This window comes from Dolichospermum compactum NIES-806 (genome assembly GCF_002368115.1).
Classification (GTDB): domain Bacteria; phylum Cyanobacteriota; class Cyanobacteriia; order Cyanobacteriales; family Nostocaceae; genus Dolichospermum; species Dolichospermum compactum.
Genome location: NZ_AP018316.1, coordinates 2,819,853 through 2,842,475, shown reverse-complemented (window position 1 = coordinate 2,842,475; position 22,623 = coordinate 2,819,853). Strand labels below are relative to the sequence as shown.

Here is a 22,623-nt window from a genome sequence, read left to right as displayed (position 1 = left end):
AAGTTATATAAAACCGATACAAAAAAAGCTAACAAATGCTAACAACCAATTTGGCAACGGGTAAGTTTATGTCGTAATTATCAAGAGGTAAAAATCATGGTAGCAGTATCAATTAAAGATGAATACATTGAAGTTTTATCTGCATTAGGAGCTGAGAAAATATAGATATTATGTTTTGCGAGGTGATTGGGTTGAAGCAGGTTTTGCTGATTGGGTAAAAACTAATATTGATATTTCTCTCTAATTTAAGTAGGTGAACCAAAAAATTTAAAGGTATGTGAAGAAAAGTAAAATCGCCCAAAACTCTCTTCCTGTTCCCTGTTCCCTCTCCTCACAGACAACTTTTTCAGCAAAGCCTACATAAATAGAGATTGTGCGTACTAATTCTAGCTTATACAAGCTTTGTCCATGTACAATTAAATTGAGCTACCTATTGTAAATTGAATTCAGCAAATCACAGAAGCCCATTATACTATACTGAAAACGGTTCATAGTTTAACCAAATATGAAACCCCTCTGGTAAACCTCTCCCCGCACCTCTCCCTAACCCTCTCCTAAGAGGAGAGGGAAAAGGAATAATATTTAATACTGGAGAGGCTTTGAACTTGTTCTTTGTATGATAAAAAAGTCCAGCTTCTAGCCGTTTTGAGTATAAACACGGTTGGGACATGGACTTTTACGAAATTACGAAAAACCTAGATTTGTAGGGGTTTAGCACTGCTAAACCCTTACCCACCGAATCAAATGAATAAGCCGTGTTGAGTATACCAATTACCAACCTAAATTTTGGTTGACATTAGACTTTTTAGTGCGATATAATGGTATGCTATTTAAAGTGTATTGATTGCTGCACTAGGCTAAAAAAGTATATCAATAATATCGGTAGCTAATATGGCCTAAGTAATGCCTAGATGCCAATTTTTTGTTGTTTATTAATGAGGTGAATATGGCAAAGCGCCGTAACCCGAAAAAAGAAAAGGCGCTACGAAACCAGGCCTACGCCAGAAAGTTTCGTAAACGGACCACCACAGGTAGAATGGGCAGAAGATTCCAACAAAGACCGCCCAAGAGTGAAGAGGAAGAAGGAACAGGCGCAGCAGCAATGGATGCTGCTGATTAATGTAGCTGGTTAAATTTGACTCTTTCATATTTTGAATTTTTAGGGTGTACACCAGTACACCCTTACTTGTGTCAACAGATTTTGGATTTACGATTTTGGATTTTGGATTGACTCCAACCTAAAGTGTGGAGTTTGAGGATGTTTAGATTGGCGATTTTTGATTAATTCCGCCCTGAAGGGGCGGGGCTTGTACCGAAAATTCCCAATCCAAAATCTAAAATCCAAAATTTTTCGGTCAGGAGTTCAGGAGTTCAGGAGTTCAGGAGTTCACGAGTTCACGAGTTCACGAGTTCACGAGTTCAGGAGAAAGAAATTGAAGAATAGAGGATGAAATTTCTCCACTGCTCCCTGTTCCCTGTTCCCTGTTCCCTTTATTTCACACTGAGTTGAGTCCGGGCGTTGACAAGGGCTTGTCTAACTTGGAGAAAGCCTGTACCTCCATAGCTGTTGCGGGCTGCAACTACTTGACGTGGGGTGATAGCTTCATAAATGTCGGCGGCAAATGCGGGATGGATTTGTTGCCATTCTTCTAGTTGTAAGTCTTTGAGTAGTTTACCAGCGGCAATACTGGTTTTGACGACTTTGCCCACAATGTTATAGGCTTCGCGGAAGGGTACACCCCTGGCGGCGAGATAATCTGCGACATCGGTGGCGTTAGCAAAATCTTCTGTAACTGCTGTTGCTAATCGTTGGTGACGAAATTCTAAACCTTCTTGCAGTAGAATTGTCATTGCTCCTAAACAGGCTTTAACTGTGTTTACGCTGTCAAATATGCCTTCTTTGTCTTCCTGGAGGTCTTTGTTATAAGCCAGGGGTAAACCCTTCATAATTACTAACATGGCTTGCAGATGACCAAAGACTCGCCCGGTTTTACCGCGCACTAATTCGGGTACGTCGGGGTTTTTCTTTTGGGGCATAATGCTAGAACCTGTGGCACAGCTATCTTTAAGGGTGATGAAGCGAAATTCTTCTGATGCCCACAGGATTATTTCTTCAGAAAGACGGCTGAGGTGAACCATGATAATACTAGCAGCACAGAGAAATTCTATGGCGAAGTCGCGATCGCTCACTCCGTCCAAGCTGTTAGCATAAACATTGTCAAAGTGTAATAAATTGGCTGTATAGTGGCGGTCAATGGGGAAAGTTGTTCCCGCTAAAGCACCACAACCCAAGGGAGAGATATTCACTCGGCTATAAACGTCTTCTAAGCGTTCCCAGTCCCGTTGTGCCATTTGAAAGTATGCCAGTAAATGGTGCGCTAAACTGACTGGTTGGGCGCGTTGCAGGTGGGTATAACCAGGAATCAAGGTTTCAACATTTTTTTCGGCTATATCAACTAAGACTGTTTGCCAATCCCGTAATTGTTGGCGGATTTGTTGAATTTGATCACGGAGGTATAATCGAGTGTCTGTACCTACTTGGTCATTGCGAGAACGGGCTGTATGGAGTTTTTTACCTACATCTCCGACAATTTCCGTGAGGCGCTTTTCTACGGCAAAATGGACATCTTCGGCATCAACACCGGGTTGAAATTGTCCTTGACGATATTCTTGACGAACTCGTTCTAAACCATTAAACAGTGCTTCCCCTTCTTCATGGGAAATTATACCTGTATGAGCCAACATTTTGGCATGGGCTTGAGAACCTGTAATATCATATTCGATAAGTTCAATGTCAAAACTAATACTAGCATTAAAGCGAGCGATCGCTGGATGTAGTGCGGATTCAAACCGCTGACTCCAAGTTTGTTTTTCGGTCATAAATCTGAAGGGAGAGGAAGAAATTTGTAGATATTAGATTTTGAATCATACGCCTTATGTGAGTTAAAAATCTTGTTGTTTCATCAGCGAAATTACAAGGTTTTCAGTATCTAACGCAAGTTGCTAGTTATCTCGTTGAGGCTGGTAATGGGTAATTGGTAATTGGTAATAAAAGCTCTGATTTCATCCTGTTCATCCTGATAGCGCAGCGTGGCGTTAGCCATTTCTGACAATTTACCTAACTAGCAACTTACATTATCTAAATAACTAATCCAAAATCTAAAATCTAAAATCCAAAATTACCTTAACCGTAACTAGTAAAACCTTTGAACAGATAACCCACAATTATACCAATCAACATTGCCCAAACTTGCCCAGTTTTGACAAAGTGATTCCAAGAGGCTTGTACTTGACCTAAAAGGTCTGGGTCTTTAACATTACCAATATCAGCCAGTAAAGTGATATGTTCGTGTAAATTTCCTAGTAGTGGTAATAGTGAATCATTCAAGTGTTCCATAATTCTTTTACCAAAAGGTTTATCACCTGTTATTAAGATTTGAAGTAACTAATAAAATAAAAAGCTACCGCAATTATACGCAATCTTTACTTTTATAACTTTACTATGTTTCTGCCGCCAAACGTAATTTTTCTGAAGTTCGTAAAATTTGCCCAGCTAAGACTGCTGCACCAAAGCCATTATCTATATTAACTACACCTATACCAGCAGCACAAGAGTTAAGCATTGTCAATAGAGGTGCTAAACCGGAAAAGCTTGCACCATAGCCAATACTGGTAGGAACAGCAATTACGGGACAATCTGCCAAACCAGCTACAACACTGGGTAAAGCCCCTTCCATACCCGCGACAACGATTAAAACCGATGCCGACTCTAACACATGACGGTTGCTTAATAACCGATGAATTCCCGCCACACCTACATCCCAGAGGCGCTGTACATAAAAACCCGAAAGTTCCGCAGTGACAGCGGCTTCTTCAGCAACGGCTAAATCGGCAGTACCAGCGGAAAGAATGCCTATTTTACCGGGAAATCTGACTTCAATTACAGGGGGAACAATGGCACAAATTCGGGCTTGTTCGTAGTATTGGATACCTCTAACTTTTGGTTGTAATGCGGAATATACTTGTGGTTCAATGCGGGTAGCCATGACGACGGAAGTACGGTGGCGCATGACTTCCATGATTTTAGCAATTTGTTCTGGTGTTTTACCAGGTCCCCAAATGACTTCCGGGAAACCAGTTCTTAATTGACGATGGTGATCTATTTTAGCAAACTCACCTACGGATTGATAGGCTAAGTCTTTGAGGGAGTCGAAGGCTATATCTGGGGTTATTTTACCATTGGCGACGGCTTCTAAGAGCGATCGCAAATTTTCTGGTTGTGTCACTGCAATTTTGAATTAAAAATGAATTATAAATCTATTCTAGGCTGATTATATTTTTAACATCTATGATACTATACCAAGCATGGCTTGACGAAGAGCCATAAATTTAATCAAATCATGAAAAAACACATTAATAAAACAAAGGATATAAATATTTTTCATAAGTTTATGATTAGCCTAATATGTTTTATTTTTATGATAAACATATCTATAGCTTACTCTCAAGATAAAACTGTAACTGTTCCAGATCGAGACACACCTGTTGCTCAAAATTCTGACGTTGTGAATAAAATAGATGGAACTCCTGTATTGTTAGGAGATACCACACTATTTGTAATTCAAAAGAATGTGGGTTCATTTTCTCCCCAAGAGAGAGCGGAAGCCGTAAGCAATAGACTAGAAAAAATTGCTAATGATCCATCAACATCCCTAGAGAATCTACAAGTTATAGAGAATGCGGATATCACTAATATTGTTGTAGGGGATAAACTGTTACTTACACTCACAGATAAAGATGCTAAAGCTGCAAATCAAACCAGACAAATATTAGGCAAGGAATATTTAGAAATAATTAAAAATACTATTATCCAATATCGAAAAGAACGTAGCCTAGGCAATATTTTAAAAGGAATAATTTATAGTTTTATTTCAACCCTTGTTTTATTAATACTTTTAAAAGTATTTAATCAAGTTTATCCCAGAATTATTACTAGATTACAAAATTGGACAGGAATTAGAATCCCTGAGTTAAGAATTCAAAATATAGAACTTTTACCCGCAGCTAGAGTCAGTAATATTGTGACTAGGCTAGTTAAAATTATCCGCACAATTCTAGTAATTAGTATTTTCTATATTTACATTTCTTTGGTTTTGAGTTTTTTTCCTTGGACAAAACAAATAAGTTCTAGACTTATTAGTTATTTTCTAGCAGCAATTTATAAAAGTTGGTTAGCATTTGCAGATTATTTACCCAATATATTTGCATTAGCATTAATTATTTTTATCAGTTACTATAGTCTTAAATTTATTCGCTATCTTTTCACAGAATTAGGTAATGGAACTATATCCGTTCCCGGCTTTTATAATGATTGGGCAGAGCCAACCTATAAACTGGTATTCTTAATTATAGTGGCTTTAGCCTTAGTGTTAGCATTTCCTTATTTACCAGGATTTGGTTCACCAGCATTTCAAGGTATATCAGTATTTTTAGGGATTTTGTTTTCCTTGGGTTCAACGGCTGTTGTAGCTAATGTTGTCGCGGGGACTATTCTTATTTATACCCGTGCTTTCCAAATGGGTGATCGCATTAAAATTGGTGAAGCTATAGGTGATATAGTAGAAAAAACCCTGCTAGTTACGCGCATTCGTACCATCAAAAATGTCATTATTACTATTCCTAATGGAACTGTATTAACTAGCCAAATTATCAACTATACAGCCCTATCTCAAGACCCTAATTATTATCTAATATTACATACAACAATCACACTTGGGTATGATGTGCCTTGGCGAAAAGTTCATCAAGTTTTAATTGATGCAGCAATAGCGACAAATAATATACTAACTGAACCTATTCCCTTTGTTTTGCAAACTAGTTTAGATGATTTCTATGTTAGTTATGAATTAAATGCTTATAGTAATAAACCCATGCTAATGGCGAACATTTATTCAGATCTCCATCAAAATATTCAGGATAAATGTAGTGAAGCAGGGATTGAAATTCTTTCTCCTCATTATTCTGCGGTCAGAGACGGTAATCAAACCACCATACCAGAAAACTATCTGTCTGAAGATTACAAAGCACCAGGATTTCGGCTATCTTCTTTAAATAACCTTTTCAACCCTGATAACAGTAAAAATACACCAAATTTATGAATGTAAATTAACCGTTTATTTAATAAGGATTAAATTGTGGAAAATGCTTTAAAGACAATTCAAAAATTATTAGATGATGCTATAGTTATCAAATTGATTGAAGTAACTTCAGGGATTATTATAGTTGCCATTATTTTCCGAATTTTATCTCAAGTTTTACCGCGTCAGGTTCAAGACAGTGATTTACGCTATCGTATCCGCAAAGGCATTACCTTTGTTGGTTATGCAATTATGGCTTTATTAATTGTTTTGATATTTAGTGATAGCCTGGGAAAACTAACAGTAATTTTTGGGGTAATTGGTGCTGGTGTCGCCTTTGCATTACAAGAAGTAATTGGGAGTTTTGCTGGTTGGGTAGCTATTTCCTTCGGTCAATTTTACAAACCAGGAGATAGAGTATTACTGGGTGGGATAATGGGAGATGTTATAGATATTAGTATTTTACGGACTACTTTAATGGAGTGCGGCGCTTGGGTAAAAGCTGATCTTTATAATGGCAGAATTGTCAGAATTGCTAATAGTTTTGTGTTTAAAGAACCCGTATTTAATTATTCAGCAGATTTTCCCTTTGTCTGGGATGAAATTACTGTACCAGTAAAATACGGGAGCGATCGCTCTTTAACCAGAGAAATCCTGCAACAGGTAGCTAACGAAGTTGTCGGGGAATATATGCCTCAAGCACAGGTACAATGGCAACATATGGTACACAAATATTTAATTGAAGATGCCAGAATCGAACCTGCTGTCACCCTAGCAGCTAACGACAACTGGCTAGAATTTACCCTGCGTTATGTAGTGGACTACAAACAACGTCGAGGTAAAAAAGATGTCATCTTTAGCCGAATTCTTGACGAATTCGACAACACAAACGGAAGTATAAGCATTGCTTCCACCACCATTCACATAGTAGAAACACCTGCATTTAACGTCAAACTGACGGACAACACATAAAAAAGTTCTCCAACTTTTGTAGTCGCTACATCATAGCCCCCTCTCGAAGAGCGGGGAGGGGTTTGAGGGTGGGGTTTTTGTATCTCACTTAACCGATAACCGCTATAAAAATTCCTAACTTCCCAGAAGAATATGTGCCAATATCACCTGAGTTCGACATAAGATAATTTTTGGAAAACTGCCCCAAATATGAGTCTCAAACCCTTATGATCTCGTTGAAAAAATTATAACTCTGTTCGCGTAGCGTCTCCGAAGGAGAAACTCCGAACTCCTAACACCGAACTCAGGTAATATCCATTTCCCTATTTCGTAACTTTAATTTCATGAATATTCCAAAAAGCACCACCAAGAGCAGAATATTGGATACCTTGAAACCGATTTCTGATTGCTGATAGAGAATAGGAATTAACCAAGTAAATGAAAGGTAAATACTCCTGTGTTAATTGTTGACTTTCGCCATAAATTTCCTTCAATTTAGCCTCATCAAACTCCTGTGCGCCTTGAATATAAAGTTCATTAATTTTCTTTTCCCAGTCAGCAACTTCCCAACCTTCAATCGGTTTTTGTCCAGCTTGTGGTTTTTGATTAAACATATGTAGTCCCCCTTCAGGAGACCACACATTAGCACCATCATTTGGTTCTAACCCCCCTGTCAAACCTATTAAACAAGCATCCCAATCTAAAGTGTTAGAAAGTTTATCTATAAAAGTATTCCAAGCCAATGGTGTAAAATCTACTTGAATACCAATTTTACTTAAATCCTGTTTAATTTGCGAACCCATTGACTCCCGAATTTTATTACCCGCATTAGTGAGTAAGGCAAATCTAACCTCATTACCTTGATCATCTACTAAGAGATTTTTTTCATTATATTGAAATCCAGCTTTTAGTAGTAATTCTTTGGCTTTTTCAGGATTATAGTTATAAACCTTTAAGCCTTTTTCCGGTGATAAGAAATAAGGACTTTGAACAGAAATAGGAGAATTTTGGGGTGTACCTAAACCACGAAAAGTATTATTCAACATGGTTTGTCTATCAATAGCATAGGCTACCGCTTGCCGAAATTGCACATTATTAAACCATTTAGATTTAATGGGATCAACTAGAGGTTGATTTTTTCTTTTTCCCTTATTTAAGTTAAAGGAAATAAAGGAAGTGCTAGAACTAGGACCCCCATTATATATTTTAAAATTCCCTTGTTTTTCCTGAACTTTTAATAAAGAAAAATAATCAGGGGAAACACTAATAGAATCTAAATCACCGGAACGAAATTGGAGTAAGGAAGTATCTGTTGACTCCACAATTTGCCAAATTATTCGTTCAATATAAGGTTGGGGTTTACCTTGAGCATCTTTACGCCAATAATAGGGGTTACGGCGAAAAATTATGCGTTGACTCGTATCATATCTTTCCAGTTTATAAGGACCATTAACAATAATTTCTTCAGGAGGAGTATCCACACCCCATTTATTCAGAAATTCCACTTTACCATCTTTGTTTTTTGTTTTGACTGATTTCCCTAAAATATGAGCAGGTAAAATAGATGCTCCTGTATTCAGTAAAAAAGGTCTAAATGGTTCAGGGACACTAAATTCCACTCTTCTATTATCTATTTTTCTGACAGTTGGTAATTTGCGATTTTTACCGACTCTTAAAACATCTCTAGTATCTGTGGGGATGTTTTCATTTAAATAAATGTCATTATAGGTAAATACGACATCATCAACTGTTAATGGTTGTCCATCTGACCATTTTAAACCTTCACGCATGGTAAAGGTAATTTTGGTTTTATCTGGTGATATTTTCCATGATTCGGCTAATGCTCCTTCTATTTTGCCATCAATGGGATTTTGAGTTAATAATCCTTCATAAGTGTAACCAAAAATATTTGGTGATTCCGAACTCAGCGCAGCATTAAATGTTTTTGGATCACTCAAAATGCTTGTTACTAATTGGGGTACTTGAGCCGCATTTGTTTTTAATTTGGTTGGGTTACAAGCGGTAATTGTTATTGATATAAAACCGATTGTTATTAATAAGAAAAAGCGTTTTGTAAAATTGAGTATTTTTTGTGATGTCATAGTTTATACCAGATATTAATTTTATGGTAATTGAGAGTCTAACCAACCTAGAAAGTTTTTAGTGTTACTAAAATATTTAATTTTTGCACTATTCAAAATCTCTCTTACTTCCTGTTTACCGAAATCTTTTGTATTGCCACTAATAAATACTTTTTGATCACAAGGATGCTGATTTGCATGAGATACAATACACTGTAATATTAAGTTATCCTGCCTCTAGGTCTCTTCCTTTTGCAACTGCCATTAAAAAATTAGTTTCAATGTAAAGTATCAGCACCTAAATTTTCCTGAATATAAGTATGTCCACCTTCTAACAATGGTAATAAACCAATTTTCGCTAATTCATTATACGCTGGTGGTGTATCTGAATTCCAATGATATGATAAATCTCTGAGCCAAGATTTAATAAGTGTTTCTAAATAAAAATCAAAGATTCTTTTATGCGGGAATTCTGGATCATAATTACTTAGTATATCATTAGTTCTCAAGGAAATTAGGTTTTCTATTTCCTGATCATTATTCAATGCAAAAATATTAATTTCCTCTAAATCCACTAACATACCAAAAGGAATATCTGGCTTGATATTCTGCAAATATGTTTTTAATTGATAAATAGCACTTTGCCTGTTTAATTCTGTCTCTGATTTTTGAGCTTTTACCTCTACTAATAAGATAATTTCTTCATCTTTATTTGTAAACATAATATCAGGACGATATTTTTGAGGGGACTGGAAGTTGATAACTTGCATCTTCTTTTCTCCTTGATGTAAATAAAAATTGATTAATCACCACTTACCAACAAAACTACAGCATAAGCACAAATACCTTCTTCTCTGCCTGTTGGTCCAAGTTTTTCATTAGTTGTAGCTTTGATACCAATTTGATTTGGTTCTACTTCTAAAACTGCTGTTAATTTATCTCGCATTTTAGAAATATGCGGTTTTAATTTCGGACGTTCAGCGACAACGACAGAATCAATATTGCCAATTTTCCAACCTTGTTCACGAATTAGTTGATGGACTTGATGTAATAATACTAAACTATCAGCCCCAGCCCATTGGGGATCTGTTGGGGGAAAATAATGACCAATATCCCCCAAAGATAAAGCTCCCAGCATCGCGTCCATAATAGCATGAGTAAGCACATCAGCGTCACTGTGTCCTAACAAGCCGAGTTCATGAGGAATGTGAACACCGCCTAAAATTAAATTGCGATCGCTCACCAATCTGTGTATATCGTAGCCATTACCAATTCTGATGTTCATAGTTAGTTGTCCTTTGTCAGTTGTCAGTTGCACAAGAATATTTCTCCCCTTTTACTTCCCCAACTTCCCCAACTTCCCTTACTCCCTGCTCCCCTGCTCCCTGTTCCCTCTCTTTTTCCCATAGTTTGAGCAAATCTGGACGACGGGAAGCTGTGCGCTCAATTTGTTGTTGAAACCGCCAACGAGCGATCGCTGCATGATTACCACTTAGTAGCACATCTGGGACTTGCCAACCACGAAAATTTGCCGGACGGGTGTACTGCGGAAAATCCAATAAATATTCCTCAAAACTTTCCGTCTTCAGCGATTCCTCCTTACCCACAGTTCCCGGAAGTAGACGCACCACACCATTAATCAAAACCATCGAAGGAATTTCTCCCCCCGTCAAAATAAAATCCCCCAAAGAAATTTCACGAGTCACCAAATTTAGCACCCTATCATCTACACCTTCATAATGACCACAGATCACAACCAATTGGTCGTAATTCGTGGCTAATTCGCGCAGCAAGGGCTGATTCATCGGTTGTCCTTGGGGACTCATCAAAATCACATCTCGACGGGGTAGAATCGGCAAAGACTCCACAGCCGCAAAAATCGGTTCTGGCTTCATCAACATTCCGACACCACCACCATAGGGTTGATCATCCACCTTGTGGTGCTTATCCGTAGTAAAATCTCTAGGATTAACTAAATGCACCTGAGCAATCTGTTTAGCTAAAGCCTTAGCCAACAAACCAGAATTGAGAATTGACGTAAAACAATCAGGAAAAAGTGTAACTATATCAAAACGCACAGTAATTCGTATTCGATAGAACTAATTTTAAGGGTAGATACTTAGCCAGTACCATAACTGATAACCTAGCATGGATTCAGGAGTTCGGAGTTTGGAGTTTGGAGTTCGGAGTTTGGAGTTCGGAGTTCGGAGTTCGGAGTTCGGAGTTTGGAGGAAGAAATTGAAGAATAGAGCATGAAATTTCTCCCTTGTTCCCTGTTCCCTTTTTTGTCAGTCATAGAAAAACTAAAAATCTACCAACAGTGCCGAAAAATACCAAGATCCTTAATTTATTAGTGAGATCAAAAGTTTTTCTAATTACTTAATTTATGTTTAAATATTGTCACTACTAAATTTAAATTAATAATCCCACCAAAGTTAACAACTTCCGGGATACATCCAACCAGCCTCAGAAGTAAGAGTGTCAAGACCGACTAAATCCTAAGTCCAGAAGGGAATTATAGTTAATTTAGCACTATGAAAGCCATCTGGAAAAAGTAGATAGGTAAAAACAAGATGCTGGCCATGAGAACGACGGACATGAGAAAATTGAGGCATCGTGTGCGTCAAACAGTGTCCTCTCATCAAAGCCAAAGGCAAAAATTAACAAGCAACAAACCTTGTTCAATTAACCTGAAGTTGTTGACTCCCTCAAGCAGAAACACAATGCCGCAGTTAGAAGTTAAATCGCTGGAAATGAGGACACCCCAAGCTACTAAAACCGCCGTACTAGTTATCGGAGGCGCAGAAGATAAAGTTCATGGACGTGAAATTCTAAGAACTTTTTTTGTTCGTGCTGGTGGTAACAAGGCGTATATTACAATAATTCCATCAGCCTCTCGTGAGCCTGCCATTATTGCCGGTAGGTACGTTCGCATTTTTGAAGAAATGGGTGCGGAAAAGGTTGAGATATTAGACATTCGGGAACGGGAACAATGCGAAAATCCTGAGATTAAAGCATCTCTTGAAGCCTGTAGTGGTGTCTTCTTAACAGGAGGAGACCAACTGCGTCTTTGTGGAGTCCTGTCCGACACACCAGCAATGGAAATTATCCGCCAGCGGGTAAGAGCCGGACAACTGACTTTAGCAGGAACTAGTGCTGGAGCAGCCGTGATGGGACATCACATGATCGCAGGTGGTGGTAGTGGTGAAACACCAAATCGTTCCCTAGTGGACATGGCAACAGGCTTAGGATTCATTCCTGAGGTTGTCGTTGACCAACATTTCCATAACCGGAATCGGATGGGGCGACTAGTTAGCGCGATCGCCGCTCACCCAGATAGATTAGGCATTGGGATAGATGAAGACACCTGTGCCGTGTTTGAACGGGACGGTTGGCTACAAGTCATGGGCAAAGGCAGTGTCACCATCGTCGATCCTACCGAACTTACTCACACTAATGAACCTAACGTTAGTGCTAACGAACCCTTGACCGTACATAATTTAAGACTACATATCCTCAGTTACGGAGATCGCTTCCATCTTTACCAACGTACTGTTTTACCTGCTGTGCATCGCATCTCTAGCTGACGAAAGATATAGAGTATCTCAGGTTACACTGATTTGACCGCATCTTGATTTCTTCTTCTAGAGTTTAGATCAATTCCACCTAAGAAGGAAAAACTGCTTCAAATGCCAAATTTAGCGGTCAATTCCAGCAAAAAACTAGAATTTTGGTTACGAATCTCCATCTACCTATTCCCATGAGAATCCTCAAGATCCAGACCTTACGCGGCCCAAATTACTGGAGCATTCGACGGCACAAACTGATCGTTATGCGCCTAGACTTAGACAACATTGCCGAAACCCCCTCAAATGAAATACCTGGCTTTTATGAAGGATTAGTAGAGGCACTGCCAAGTCTAGAGGGTCACTACTGCTCCCCAGGCTGTCGTGGTGGTTTTCTAATGCGGGTGCGAGAAGGCACCATGATGGGTCATATAGTGGAACACGTAGCCTTAGAACTCCAGGAATTAGCGGGAATGCACGTAGGTTTCGGTCGCACCCGTGAAACCGTCACACCTGGCATTTACCAGGTAGTGATTGAGTACCTAAATGAAGAAGCGGGTCGCTATGCAGCCCGGGCAGCAGTCAGGCTATGTCAAAGTATTATTGACCGGGGACGTTATCCCAAAGCCGAACTAGAGCAAGACGTTCAAGACCTCAAAGACTTTTGGCGTGATGCTTCACTAGGCCCGTCCACAGAAGCCATTATCAAAGAAGCGGAGAAAAAAGGTATTCCTTGGATGCCTTTACCAGCTAGATTCTTAATTCAATTGGGCTATGGTATCCACCAAAAACGGATTCAAGCCACAATGACCAATAACACAGGCATTCTTGGTGTAGAACTAGCTGGTGATAAAGAAGCTACTAAACGGATTCTCGATGCCAACGGTGTACCAGTCCCCAGAGGTACAGTCATCAATTTCTTTGATGATTTAGAAGAAGCCATTGAATATGTTGGCGGTTATCCCATCGTGATTAAACCTTTAGACGGCAATCATGGACGAGGGATCACCATTGATATCCGCAACTGGGAAGACGCAGAAGCAGCTTATGAAATGGCTCGACAAGTATCTCGCTCAATCATTGTTGAGCGATATTATGTGGGACGGGATCATCGAGTATTAGTAGTCAATGGCAAGGTAGTTGCTGTAGCAGAGAGAACTCCTGCCCATGTCGTGGGTAATGGCAAATCTACAATTATAGAACTAATTGAAGAAACCAACCTTGACCCTAAACGTGGTGAAGGTCATGATAACGTCTTGACAAAAATTGAACTAGACCGTACAAGCTACCAACTCCTAGATAGACAAGGGTACACCATCAACAGTGTACCACCCCAGGGAGCAATTTGTTATTTAAGAGCTACAGCCAACTTAAGTACAGGTGGTAGTGCTGTAGATCGCACAGACGAAATTCACCCCGAAAATCGCTGGTTAGCACAACGGATAGTCAGAATTATCGGCTTAGATGTGGCTGGTATAGATATCGTAACCTCAGATATTAGCCGTCCCTTGAGAGAATTAGACGGTGTAATTGTTGAAGTCAATGCTGCCCCTGGTTTCCGAATGCACGTTGCCCCCAGTATTGGCATCCCCCGCAATGTCGCCGGCGCAGTTATGGATATGCTGTTCCCCAATGAACAATCTAGCCGCATTCCTATACTTTCAGTTACAGGTACGAATGGCAAAACTACCACAACTCGCCTGTTAGCCCATATTTATAAGCAAACTGGTAAGGTTGTAGGCTACACCACTACAGATGGTACTTATATCGGTGATTTCTTAGTAGAATCGGGAGATAATACAGGACCGCAAAGTGCCCATGTTATCCTTCAAGATCCGACCGTAGAAGTAGCCGTATTGGAATCGGCTCGCGGTGGTATTCTCCGCTCTGGATTGGGTTTTGAAAATGCTAATGTAGGTGTCGTATTAAATGTGTCCGCTGACCATTTAGGCATCGGCGATATAGATACCATTGAGCAATTAGCCCATCTCAAAAGCGTAGTTGCTGAAGCTGTTTTCCCTGATGGTTATGCGGTACTCAATGCGGATGATCACCGGGTTGCGGCTATGGCAGAAAAGACTAAGGCGAACATTGCTTACTTTACCATGAATCCAGACTCGGATCTGGTACGGAAACATATCCAACAGGGTGGAGTAGCCGCAGTCTATGAACATGGTTATCTGTCCATTGTCAAAGGTGATTGGACACACCGCATCGAAAGGGCAGAAAATATCCCCTTGACAATGGGTGCAAGAGCGCCATTTATGATTGCTAATGCTTTAGCCGCTAGTTTGGCAGCTTTTGTTCAGGATGTCACCATTGAGCAAATTCGCGCTGGTTTAAGAGGCTTTCGGGCTTCTGTCAGTCAGACCCCAGGCCGGATGAATTTGTTTAATTTGGGTAAATACCATGCTTTGGTAGATTATGCCCACAATGCCGCTAGTTACGAGGCTTTGGGGTCATTTGTCCGTAATTGGACAACGGGACAGCGCATTGGTGTAATTGGTGGTCCTGGCGATCGCCGTGACGAAGACTTTGTTACGCTAGGTAGATTATCAGCAGATATCTTTGACTACATCATTGTTAAAGAAGATGATGATACTAGAGGTAGACCTCGTGGTTCAGCTTCAGATTTGATTGTTGAAGGCATTACCCAAGTTAAGCCTAATTACCGCTTTGAATCAATTTTGGATGAAACCACAGCTATTAACAAAGCCTTAGATATGGCTACCGATGGTAGTTTGGTAGTAGTTTTGCCAGAAAGCGTCAACCGGGCGATTAAGTTAATTAAGATGCGGGGTGTACAGGAAGAAATTCAGCCTCAGCAATCAGTTAACAATGATTCCCAAAATGGGATAGCACCTTCTTCTGTTGTTAATACACTGATTTAGGAGCATCTCTTGTTTGTAAATTGCCCTCAGACTAATTCATAATTTAAGTCTGGGGGTTAATTAATATTAGGTAAGACTTAGCCAAAATCTTTATTGATAATAATAACACAGGCATATTATTTAGTATTTTGCCTATAAAATAGAATAGGGATGGGAACTAATTTCTAATTTCTCTTATAGTAATTTCTAATTGGGGATGAAAAACTTATGTTAAACATTACAAACACCAATTTTAAGTTGATAAATAATAACTCCACTAATGAAGCAGTGAGGGAAATAGCTTACAGCATGGATTTGTTAATTCCTGGATTTTATTTATGGCTACCAGGAATACATATTCGGTTTGGTGGTGCTATTCCTGATGATCAACCTTACAGATATCCAGCCCACATTCCGCACTTCATTTTGTAATACACCAAGATTACCATTATAGGGCTAATAATAGTCAGATAGCGATTCCTACGGAGCGCTTCGCTATCGCATTACCACCGGGAAAAATCAGGGGCGTTGCTGATTAAGGGTATGAATTTTAGTCTCACGCAAAGGCGAGGCAGCGCGGTCTTGGGGGTTTCCCCCATGAGCGACTGCCGTAGCAAAGACGCACTGAGGTTTGAGTTTTAAAGATTCAATTTGGGAATTTCATACCTCAATTCAGCAACGCCAAATCAGGATTAATACTTAATAAAACTATCCTAATTTGGTAACATTTTTTGAAGTATAAATATGTGACATTTTGAAGTGCGGAATGTGGGTTATATCTGGAATCATAGCAAAGCTGAAACTTACCTTACAGCAGATTTAATATTTCTATATCAAACACCTGCGCTCTTCTCTGTGACTCTGCGGCTCTGCGTGAGATAAAAATAAAAAAATGGAGAGGGGGAGATTCGAACTCCCGGAAGCTTTCACTTCATCCGATTTCAAGTCGGACGCATTCGACCACTCTGCCACCTCTCCAGATTATTTGCCAGAAATGTGTAACACAAAAACTGACGAATAACATCATAACATATAATTACAGAATTGGCACTACTGAAACTGAAGAATTATAAAAAACTTCTTCAGTAGCGATGTGGTAATCCTGATCCACCCAAACTAGAGAAGCTTTTCTTACCAAACCATCCTCCAAAGAAACCAGAGAAAAATTCCGTAACTTCATCCCGTCTTGCTGAATAATCCGGGGGACAGTGGCAGCATTTAAGTAAATAGTCCCTTCTGGACTTCTAAATACAGCCTTTCTTTGCAGCTTCTTCGTATGGCGAAGTGTGCGGTGCATATGACCAAAAGCGACTAGGGAAACAGTTTTCTTGAGGTTGAGACTTTGAGAAATTGCTTCCGCTAAATCAGGATCACCAAAATCACCACCGATAGGATGCCAATCTTTGCCACAAGGGTCCTCAGCGCGATCGCCTAAACCGCTCGGTCCATTGTGTCCGAGAAAAATAATATGATCACAAGTAACACTTTTTACTACCTTAACAATTTTATCTGCGGATTCCTCCAAACTAGAGACACCATAGCGTTCTTGACACATTTGGGCAAATCGCCATTCGGGTCCTCCCCAGGTAAAAGGACGACCACCCACCACAGTTAAATTCCACTGAGGGAAATCTAACTTACCATAACCGACTTGAGCAGAACCTAATAAATCTAGCTGTTCCTGTACCCAGTCTTCCTTCGTGCGGTCATAAGGACATTTTTTGCGTCCCCATTCAGTCGCCGAGTACCAGGCATCGTGGTTGCCCATTACCGCCGCTTTGGGAAGATCCAGAGAAGCGATCGCTTTTACCACTTCCACCGACTCATTCCCGAAATCACCGACAAATAGCGCCAAGTCAACATTGAGATGCTGGAGTGCTATGCCGTCCTCTACTTCCCATTGGTCGTGAACATCGCCAATTACAGCAATTTTGATAGGTTTTGATTGATTTTTCTGACTGGTCATGCCACTTTAAAAAGCCGTATATCTCCAGGATATGAAACTCCACCGGATTTGGACTTGACACTCTCCGGTCTAAAGACGCGGAGATTCTATAGAGAGTTTCAGTCTATATCCCTCAGTTATCCCAGTTTCAGGCACTGCCTTAAATATTTGGGTTCTTGCCCTGATTTCGTTGGACTTGGCGGGCGAAATCATATCTGACAAGCGTAACTTTCCGAGAGTCCCTCGGTAGCTTTTTACGTCTTTAGTGACAATATAGTTGTATCACGAATATGGATTAAAATCAATGCAGGATAAATCCTGCCTCTAGCCTTCATCCCTTGTCTAAAGCACAGATGTAGCTGACTTAGGAAGCTACATCTTCAAGGGTTTTCGGCATTTCCCTTATAAATTGCTAGAATCAATCCCTCACTCTTTTTGGTAAAAACTACTATAATTGAATTTACAAGGTAATCTTAATTGTACAAAAAAGCAGTTTTTAATTGTGTTTACAACTACACTTACTCAACCAAAATCAGGCATTTTACCCTTAGATTTATTTGCCGCCATTGCGGATCTCAAAACAGAACTGAATGCAGTGATATTAGCCCACTACTATCAAGATCCTGACATTCAAGATATTGCCGATTTCATTGGCGATTCCTTACAATTAGCTAGAGCCGCAGCTAATACCAAAGCCGATGTCATTGTCTTTGCCGGTGTTCACTTCATGGCGGAAACTGCCAAAATCCTCAACCCTGATAAATTGGTTTTATTACCAGATATCAATGCAGGATGTTCTTTAGCAGATAGTTGTCCTCCCCAAGAATTTGCCAAGTTCAAAGACGCACACCCAGACCATTTGGTAATTTCCTATATTAACTGCTCGGCTCAAATCAAAGCCATGAGCGATATCATCTGTACCAGTTCCAACGCTGTGAAAATTGTCCAGCAAATACCCCAGGAACAACCGATTATTTTCGCCCCAGATCGCAACCTGGGACGGTATGTAATGGAACAAACAGGACGGGAAATGCTGTTATGGCAAGGTAGCTGTATTGTCCATGAAACCTTTTCCGAAAAGAAAATAGTCCAGTTAAAAATTACACATCCTCATGCAGAAGCGATCGCTCACCCCGAATGTGAAACCAGCGTCCTCCGCCATGCCAGTTATATTGGCTCTACAGCCGCCTTACTCAATTATTGTCAAACCAGCCCTAGTCAAGAATTTATCGTGGCTACAGAGCCAGGAATCATTCACCAGATGCAAAAGCTAGCACCTGACAAACACTTTATTCCCGCACCCCCCCAAAGTGATTGCAACTGCAACGAATGTCCATTTATGCGGCTAAACACCCTAGAAAAACTCTATCTAGCCATGAAAAACCGCACCCCAGAAATTACCCTCCCAGAAGAAATCCGCATAGCCGCACTGCGACCCATGCAGAGAATGTTAGAAATGAGCAAATAAATAGGGCTTGCTGAAACAGTGAAGCCAGCAGGACTTACGCAAGCGGTACATTAGGAAGGTGCGCCAGATATCAATAATCTGTTTATTTGCTGGATTTATTCAGTCTGACGCACCCTAAAACTGTCAGGAGGTAGGGGCGCAGGGCTTGCGCCCAAGGAGTCAGGAAGAAGGAGTCGAGAATAGAAAAAATACATCCTGTTCATCCTTAAATCCTGGACATCCTGATATGGCTTACGCCACGCTTCGCTATCAGACATTGTTAAGATTTACTCTTTTGAGCTTCTTTCTGGGCAGCCTCACTAAACTTTTTATACAACTTAGTTCTAATCTGTGCTTCCTGATAGCGGCTGTGACTAGGTGCGACCTGACCCATTAAATCAGAAGCCCGTTGCCAAGTAGCAGCTAATTCCAACCACTGAGTTGAAGTTATAGCCGTTTTACCAGTCACAGTTGCCTGGTTCGCCAGTCTCACAGATGCCACAAACGGATCATCAGATGGAATCGAAAAACTTTGGCTCACAGAACGATTCGATGATTCTGGCGGTCTTTGGTTGACTGTTTGAGAAGAAGGAGAACCCACTAATGGCAACAGCTTCTTCAATGGATTACCTAACCGAAAATCTAGTAACCAAGCCAGTAACATTACTGAAGATAAACCAGCAACCCATAGAAATAAAGTTTTGACAGAAATTTTGCCCTGATCTTGATTCTTTAGCAAAGATTGGGGTTTTGTTAAAATAGGCTTTCTTGATTTGGTATAAACTTCAGTTAACTCTGGAATTAACCGCTTAAATAAATTTGGTTGGTATACAGTAATTTCCTGTAACCACAGTAATTGACCATCATTATCGCGGTTAATTTCCTCCAACCATAGTAATTGCTCTTCTCGAACAATTCGACTACTAATATTAACTCGGCGAATATGACGTGGTGTCAGTGAGTCCAAAATTTCTTGAATTTTTGGCACTAAGACAGATTGCTCCAGTTGCTCTACCGTAGCCGCTTCACACAAGAGTTGTAAAATGCCATTAACAAAAACTGCTCTAGTTCTGACACCAGACACAACTAGCCTTTCATTCAAAACTTGAATAATTGCCGCCACGCTGCCCTGGTGAGCTTGCCAAGCGATATCATTTATCCGATCTACCATTTGATATTTAGTGATAGCTCTCACACCCTGACCTGTGAAATAATATAACTTAAGTTACTAGTGGTCAGTGGTTAGTGGTCAGTGGTAAACTACTTTTGACTCTTGCCCCTTGCCTATTCTCAACTAGTAACTTACGTTAATATACATTCAATTTGCATATATCAATTGTAAATTTTAGCAACTCTATATTCTATTTGCTCAAGTGCAAATTGCCACACTTGATATCCTGCTAATGATAAATGTAATCCATCTGTAGTTAATTCGGGGCGCAAATTGCCATCAATATCCGTAAACCAATTGTGAATATTGAGGTAATTAGCCCCTTGCTTTTGGGCAATTACAGCCAGTTGGGCATTAATATGACGAATTCGACTATTAGGGATTTTCTGCGATCGCACAGGTAAAATAGATTGGACAATAATCTGACTGCTGGCATGACTCTGACGTAAGCTATGAATAATCCGCGAGGAATTGACCAAAATCGACTTGTCAGTAGCACCCTTACGTAAATCGTTAATCCCAATCATTACATAAATTACATCTGGTCTGGTGCCAGAAAATGCCGACAATCTTTTAGAAACGCCCTCGGAAGTGTCTCCAGATATACCTTGATTTAGCCATAATTTACCCGTAGGTAGTTTGTCTTTGGGAAACCACAAACTTAAAGAATCACCTACTAAAATACTCAACCGATTCGCACCTTGACCTTTGGCCATAGCTTTAGCTTCCATAGCTAATAAGCTTTTCCAGTCTTGATAAGTCAGTTTATATGCCTTATTAGATTCCCCGGACAATTCTAAATTTTCATCATTATCAGTGCGCGTATAAATTTGACCAGATACAAGTGATGCTAATCTTTGCTGGTAGAGTTGACTACCAGAAATAGGTGATGTAGTTGGTGTCGTTGGGGAATTGAAGTTAAAGGATGATTGCACAGGTACTGATAACCCATGCTGTCTAAATTCTGATAATAGAATCTCTAAGCTGGGGAGGTTTTTCCTGATTACTGATGATTGTTCAACCGTCGCCGGCGTTTGTCTACTAAATTCTGGTAATGAATTATCAGTCTTGACAAGACTCTTCTTTGCTGGTGAAGACTTTTCAATTTGATTACTAAATTCAGGTACAGCAATTTGACGTGGAGAATTTTTTTTGCCCTCGTAAACCTGGAAACCCTCGGCTAAATCCAATAAAGATAGAGAATCTTTGGGAAGATTGGTTATTTGGGGGGGTGCTGATGTTGGTATTACCAATCCTATTAATAAACTTGCAGCCAACAGATAAGGTTCACTCATCGTTGTTTTGTTCCTTGTGCGTATTCACTACTTTTCCTTATGACGGCGTTAACTAAGTGAATTCAGGAAGATTTCGATTTCTGTCTATACCCCATCTATTTTGCAACCTTGCGCTTTGCTATCAAAAAACTATAGGTTTTAACTTAGACTGGATTTATTGTGCTAGTTTACAATATTCAATATTATTAATTAATTCAATGCTATTCAATCCATTAAATCATAACAAATATCCTCCCGTCAGGATTAATCAACAGTAAATTTTGGGATTTTCCATATTAGAAGCTTTGCTGTATAAGCTTTATAGCTTTTTGAGTATCTCGCTGTTACCAGTATTTTTCAAAATCTTATTTGGTCTCATACTTTTGGTAGATGACAATAATCAATTGTTTATGATGTGAGTTGTAAGAAAAATTAATAAATAATTATATAGGTATCAATTTTTGTGGATAAAAAAATAGCAATAAAACGCCAGAAAGTCTAATTTATAAGGTTTAAATGTAGTTTTTTCTTTCTAAAATAGCTACGTTTATTTACACCTACTTACAAAAGAATCCTAGTAATTAATACTAGTGCAGTATCCGTCATTATATTGTGTAATTTTAGTGACGTGACTGGGTGTAACAGAGTAAGTAAATCGTTAAAATGCTTGCTACAGAAGAGTTATGTCCGTCGTTAAAAAGTTAGATTTGCAGAATTATTGAGTCTGTTTGCTATTTATAGTCTGGATTAGACATACAAAGATTTATCGAAACTAAAGTAGATCAGTTCCGGGGATGTAGAATAACTTAGCGAAAAGTGCTAAGATTTATCCGATGTCAATAATGTTTCTTTTTATAACGTGGCTAGAGCTAGTACAGCAATCGGTGTATCTCCCATCATTAAGGAGATTGTGCAAAAACAGGCACATTCAACTCGCTTAACTTTGAAAGAAGTTATTCTCATGGGAATGTTGGCAATTGATAAGTTAGATGATCAAAATTGTCAAGAATTGGCAGATCAAGTTCATCAAATGCAGGTTAATGGTGAAATCTAAAGCTGCTGGCAGGAGTCTAAAATTTAAAGTCTCAAGCCTTCAGTTCACAAGCTAAAAAATAGCGAAAGTGGTAGTTTGATTTATCAAGTCTCTACTTTTGACTAGAACCTTAGCTAGTTGCCATTAA

The 22,623-nt window shown here is 39.5% G+C and carries 18 protein-coding genes and 1 tRNA gene; 8 read left to right on the top strand and 11 right to left on the bottom strand.

Features of this window, described 5'->3' with window-relative positions; all coding sequences use genetic code 11:
• Window positions 1–946: 946 nt before the first annotated feature.
• Window positions 947–1,120, top strand: a complete 174-nt coding sequence (locus CA730_RS24900) for a hypothetical protein (protein WP_168465616.1) — start codon at window positions 947–949, stop codon at window positions 1,118–1,120.
• Window positions 1,121–1,491: 371 nt separating this feature from the next.
• On the opposite strand, the gene argH is transcribed toward CA730_RS24900, so the two are convergent.
• The 3 genes from argH to larB form a co-directional block, all read right to left on the bottom strand.
• Complete coding sequence (gene argH / locus CA730_RS13430) at window positions 1,492–2,880, bottom strand: argininosuccinate lyase (RefSeq protein WP_096667980.1); 1,389 nt, start codon at window positions 2,878–2,880, stop codon at window positions 1,492–1,494.
• A 304-nt stretch (window positions 2,881–3,184) separates the two neighbouring features.
• Window positions 3,185–3,397 carry a hypothetical protein gene (locus tag CA730_RS13425; protein WP_096667978.1) on the bottom strand — a complete coding sequence of 71 codons (213 nt, stop codon included), beginning with the start codon at window positions 3,395–3,397 and terminating at the stop codon, window positions 3,185–3,187.
• 103 nt (window positions 3,398–3,500) lie between these two features.
• Window positions 3,501–4,286: a nickel pincer cofactor biosynthesis protein LarB gene (gene larB / locus CA730_RS13420; RefSeq protein WP_096667976.1), complete on the bottom strand. Its 786-nt coding sequence runs from the start codon at window positions 4,284–4,286 to the stop codon at window positions 3,501–3,503.
• Between the two features lie 192 nt (window positions 4,287–4,478).
• Between larB and CA730_RS13415 the strand changes: the two genes are divergently transcribed.
• Both CA730_RS13415 and CA730_RS13410 read left to right on the top strand, forming a co-directional pair.
• Window positions 4,479–6,158 carry a mechanosensitive ion channel family protein gene (locus CA730_RS13415; RefSeq protein ID WP_231939830.1) on the top strand — a complete coding sequence of 560 codons (1,680 nt, stop codon included), beginning with the start codon at window positions 4,479–4,481 and terminating at the stop codon, window positions 6,156–6,158.
• Between the two features lie 36 nt (window positions 6,159–6,194).
• Window positions 6,195–7,109: a mechanosensitive ion channel family protein gene (locus CA730_RS13410; protein ID WP_172891187.1), complete on the top strand. Its 915-nt coding sequence runs from the start codon at window positions 6,195–6,197 to the stop codon at window positions 7,107–7,109.
• Between the two features lie 302 nt (window positions 7,110–7,411).
• Here the strand turns inward: CA730_RS13410 and CA730_RS13405 are convergent, their stop codons facing one another.
• The 4 genes from CA730_RS13405 to trmD all read right to left on the bottom strand — a co-directional run bounded on the left by CA730_RS13405 (window position 7,412) and on the right by trmD (window position 11,247).
• Window positions 7,412–9,190, bottom strand: coding sequence for an ABC transporter substrate-binding protein (locus CA730_RS13405; protein ID WP_096667970.1), 1,779 nt, complete (start codon window positions 9,188–9,190; stop codon window positions 7,412–7,414).
• Window positions 9,191–9,447: 257 nt separating this feature from the next.
• Window positions 9,448–9,939 (bottom strand): type I restriction enzyme HsdR N-terminal domain-containing protein, encoded by a 492-nt coding sequence (locus CA730_RS13400; protein ID WP_039199542.1) that lies wholly within the window; start codon window positions 9,937–9,939, stop codon window positions 9,448–9,450.
• 32 nt (window positions 9,940–9,971) lie between these two features.
• Window positions 9,972–10,454 (bottom strand): 2-C-methyl-D-erythritol 2,4-cyclodiphosphate synthase, encoded by a 483-nt coding sequence (gene ispF, locus CA730_RS13395; RefSeq protein ID WP_096667968.1) that lies wholly within the window; start codon window positions 10,452–10,454, stop codon window positions 9,972–9,974.
• Between the two features lie 16 nt (window positions 10,455–10,470).
• Complete coding sequence (gene trmD, locus CA730_RS13390; RefSeq protein ID WP_096667966.1) at window positions 10,471–11,247, bottom strand: tRNA (guanosine(37)-N1)-methyltransferase TrmD; 777 nt, start codon at window positions 11,245–11,247, stop codon at window positions 10,471–10,473.
• Window positions 11,248–11,892: 645 nt separating this feature from the next.
• Here trmD and CA730_RS13385 point away from each other — a divergent pair.
• From CA730_RS13385 to CA730_RS13375, 3 genes are all read left to right on the top strand, one after another.
• Window positions 11,893–12,756 carry a cyanophycinase gene (locus tag CA730_RS13385; RefSeq protein WP_096667964.1) on the top strand — a complete coding sequence of 288 codons (864 nt, stop codon included), beginning with the start codon at window positions 11,893–11,895 and terminating at the stop codon, window positions 12,754–12,756.
• Window positions 12,757–12,929: 173 nt separating this feature from the next.
• Entirely contained in the window at window positions 12,930–15,626 is a 2,697-nt protein-coding gene (cphA, locus tag CA730_RS13380) for a cyanophycin synthetase (protein ID WP_096667962.1), read from the top strand.
• Window positions 15,627–15,833: 207 nt separating this feature from the next.
• Window positions 15,834–16,037, top strand: coding sequence for a hypothetical protein (locus CA730_RS13375; RefSeq protein ID WP_096667960.1), 204 nt, complete (start codon window positions 15,834–15,836; stop codon window positions 16,035–16,037).
• A gap of 461 nt (window positions 16,038–16,498) precedes the next feature.
• On the opposite strand, the gene CA730_RS13370 is transcribed toward CA730_RS13375, so the two are convergent.
• Window positions 16,499–16,583 (bottom strand) — tRNA-Ser (locus CA730_RS13370).
• A 58-nt stretch (window positions 16,584–16,641) separates the two neighbouring features.
• Window positions 16,642–17,571 (bottom strand): TIGR04168 family protein, encoded by a 930-nt coding sequence (locus CA730_RS13365; RefSeq protein WP_096667958.1) that lies wholly within the window; start codon window positions 17,569–17,571, stop codon window positions 16,642–16,644.
• Window positions 17,572–18,052: 481 nt separating this feature from the next.
• Here CA730_RS13365 and nadA point away from each other — a divergent pair, with 481 nt between their 5' ends.
• Window positions 18,053–19,018 carry a quinolinate synthase NadA gene (gene nadA / locus CA730_RS13360; protein ID WP_096671521.1) on the top strand — a complete coding sequence of 322 codons (966 nt, stop codon included), beginning with the start codon at window positions 18,053–18,055 and terminating at the stop codon, window positions 19,016–19,018.
• Window positions 19,019–19,277: 259 nt separating this feature from the next.
• Here the strand turns inward: nadA and CA730_RS13355 are convergent, their stop codons facing one another.
• Together CA730_RS13355 and CA730_RS13350 are read right to left on the bottom strand one after the other, a co-directional pair.
• Window positions 19,278–20,168 carry a hypothetical protein gene (locus CA730_RS13355; protein WP_096667956.1) on the bottom strand — a complete coding sequence of 297 codons (891 nt, stop codon included), beginning with the start codon at window positions 20,166–20,168 and terminating at the stop codon, window positions 19,278–19,280.
• A 161-nt stretch (window positions 20,169–20,329) separates the two neighbouring features.
• A complete protein-coding gene (locus CA730_RS13350; RefSeq protein ID WP_096667954.1) occupies window positions 20,330–21,463 on the bottom strand; it encodes an SGNH/GDSL hydrolase family protein in 1,134 nt (377 codons plus the stop codon).
• 838 nt (window positions 21,464–22,301) lie between these two features.
• Between CA730_RS13350 and CA730_RS13345 the strand changes: the two genes are divergently transcribed.
• A complete protein-coding gene (locus tag CA730_RS13345; protein WP_015083627.1) occupies window positions 22,302–22,496 on the top strand; it encodes a hypothetical protein in 195 nt (64 codons plus the stop codon).
• The last annotated feature ends 127 nt before the right edge of the window (window positions 22,497–22,623 follow it).

What these genes read in the sequence shown, in the direction of transcription:
- CA730_RS24900 (WP_168465616.1), top strand. Translation starts at nt 947, where the DNA reads ATGGCAAAGCGCCGTAACCCGAAAAAAGAAAAGGCGCTACGAAACCAG.
- argH (WP_096667980.1), bottom strand. Translation starts at nt 2,880, where the DNA reads ATGACCGAAAAACAAACTTGGAGTCAGCGGTTTGAATCCGCACTACAT.
- CA730_RS13425 (WP_096667978.1), bottom strand. Translation starts at nt 3,397, where the DNA reads ATGGAACACTTGAATGATTCACTATTACCACTACTAGGAAATTTACAC.
- CA730_RS13415 (WP_231939830.1), top strand. Translation starts at nt 4,479, where the DNA reads ATGATAAACATATCTATAGCTTACTCTCAAGATAAAACTGTAACTGTT.
- CA730_RS13405 (WP_096667970.1), bottom strand. Translation starts at nt 9,190, where the DNA reads ATGACATCACAAAAAATACTCAATTTTACAAAACGCTTTTTCTTATTA.
- CA730_RS13400 (WP_039199542.1), bottom strand. Translation starts at nt 9,939, where the DNA reads ATGCAAGTTATCAACTTCCAGTCCCCTCAAAAATATCGTCCTGATATT.
- ispF (WP_096667968.1), bottom strand. Translation starts at nt 10,454, where the DNA reads ATGAACATCAGAATTGGTAATGGCTACGATATACACAGATTGGTGAGC.
- CA730_RS13385 (WP_096667964.1), top strand. Translation starts at nt 11,893, where the DNA reads ATGCCGCAGTTAGAAGTTAAATCGCTGGAAATGAGGACACCCCAAGCT.
- cphA (WP_096667962.1), top strand. Translation starts at nt 12,930, where the DNA reads ATGAGAATCCTCAAGATCCAGACCTTACGCGGCCCAAATTACTGGAGC.
- CA730_RS13375 (WP_096667960.1), top strand. Translation starts at nt 15,834, where the DNA reads ATGTTAAACATTACAAACACCAATTTTAAGTTGATAAATAATAACTCC.
- CA730_RS13365 (WP_096667958.1), bottom strand. Translation starts at nt 17,571, where the DNA reads ATGACCAGTCAGAAAAATCAATCAAAACCTATCAAAATTGCTGTAATT.
- CA730_RS13355 (WP_096667956.1), bottom strand. Translation starts at nt 20,168, where the DNA reads ATGGTAGATCGGATAAATGATATCGCTTGGCAAGCTCACCAGGGCAGC.
- CA730_RS13350 (WP_096667954.1), bottom strand. Translation starts at nt 21,463, where the DNA reads ATGAGTGAACCTTATCTGTTGGCTGCAAGTTTATTAATAGGATTGGTA.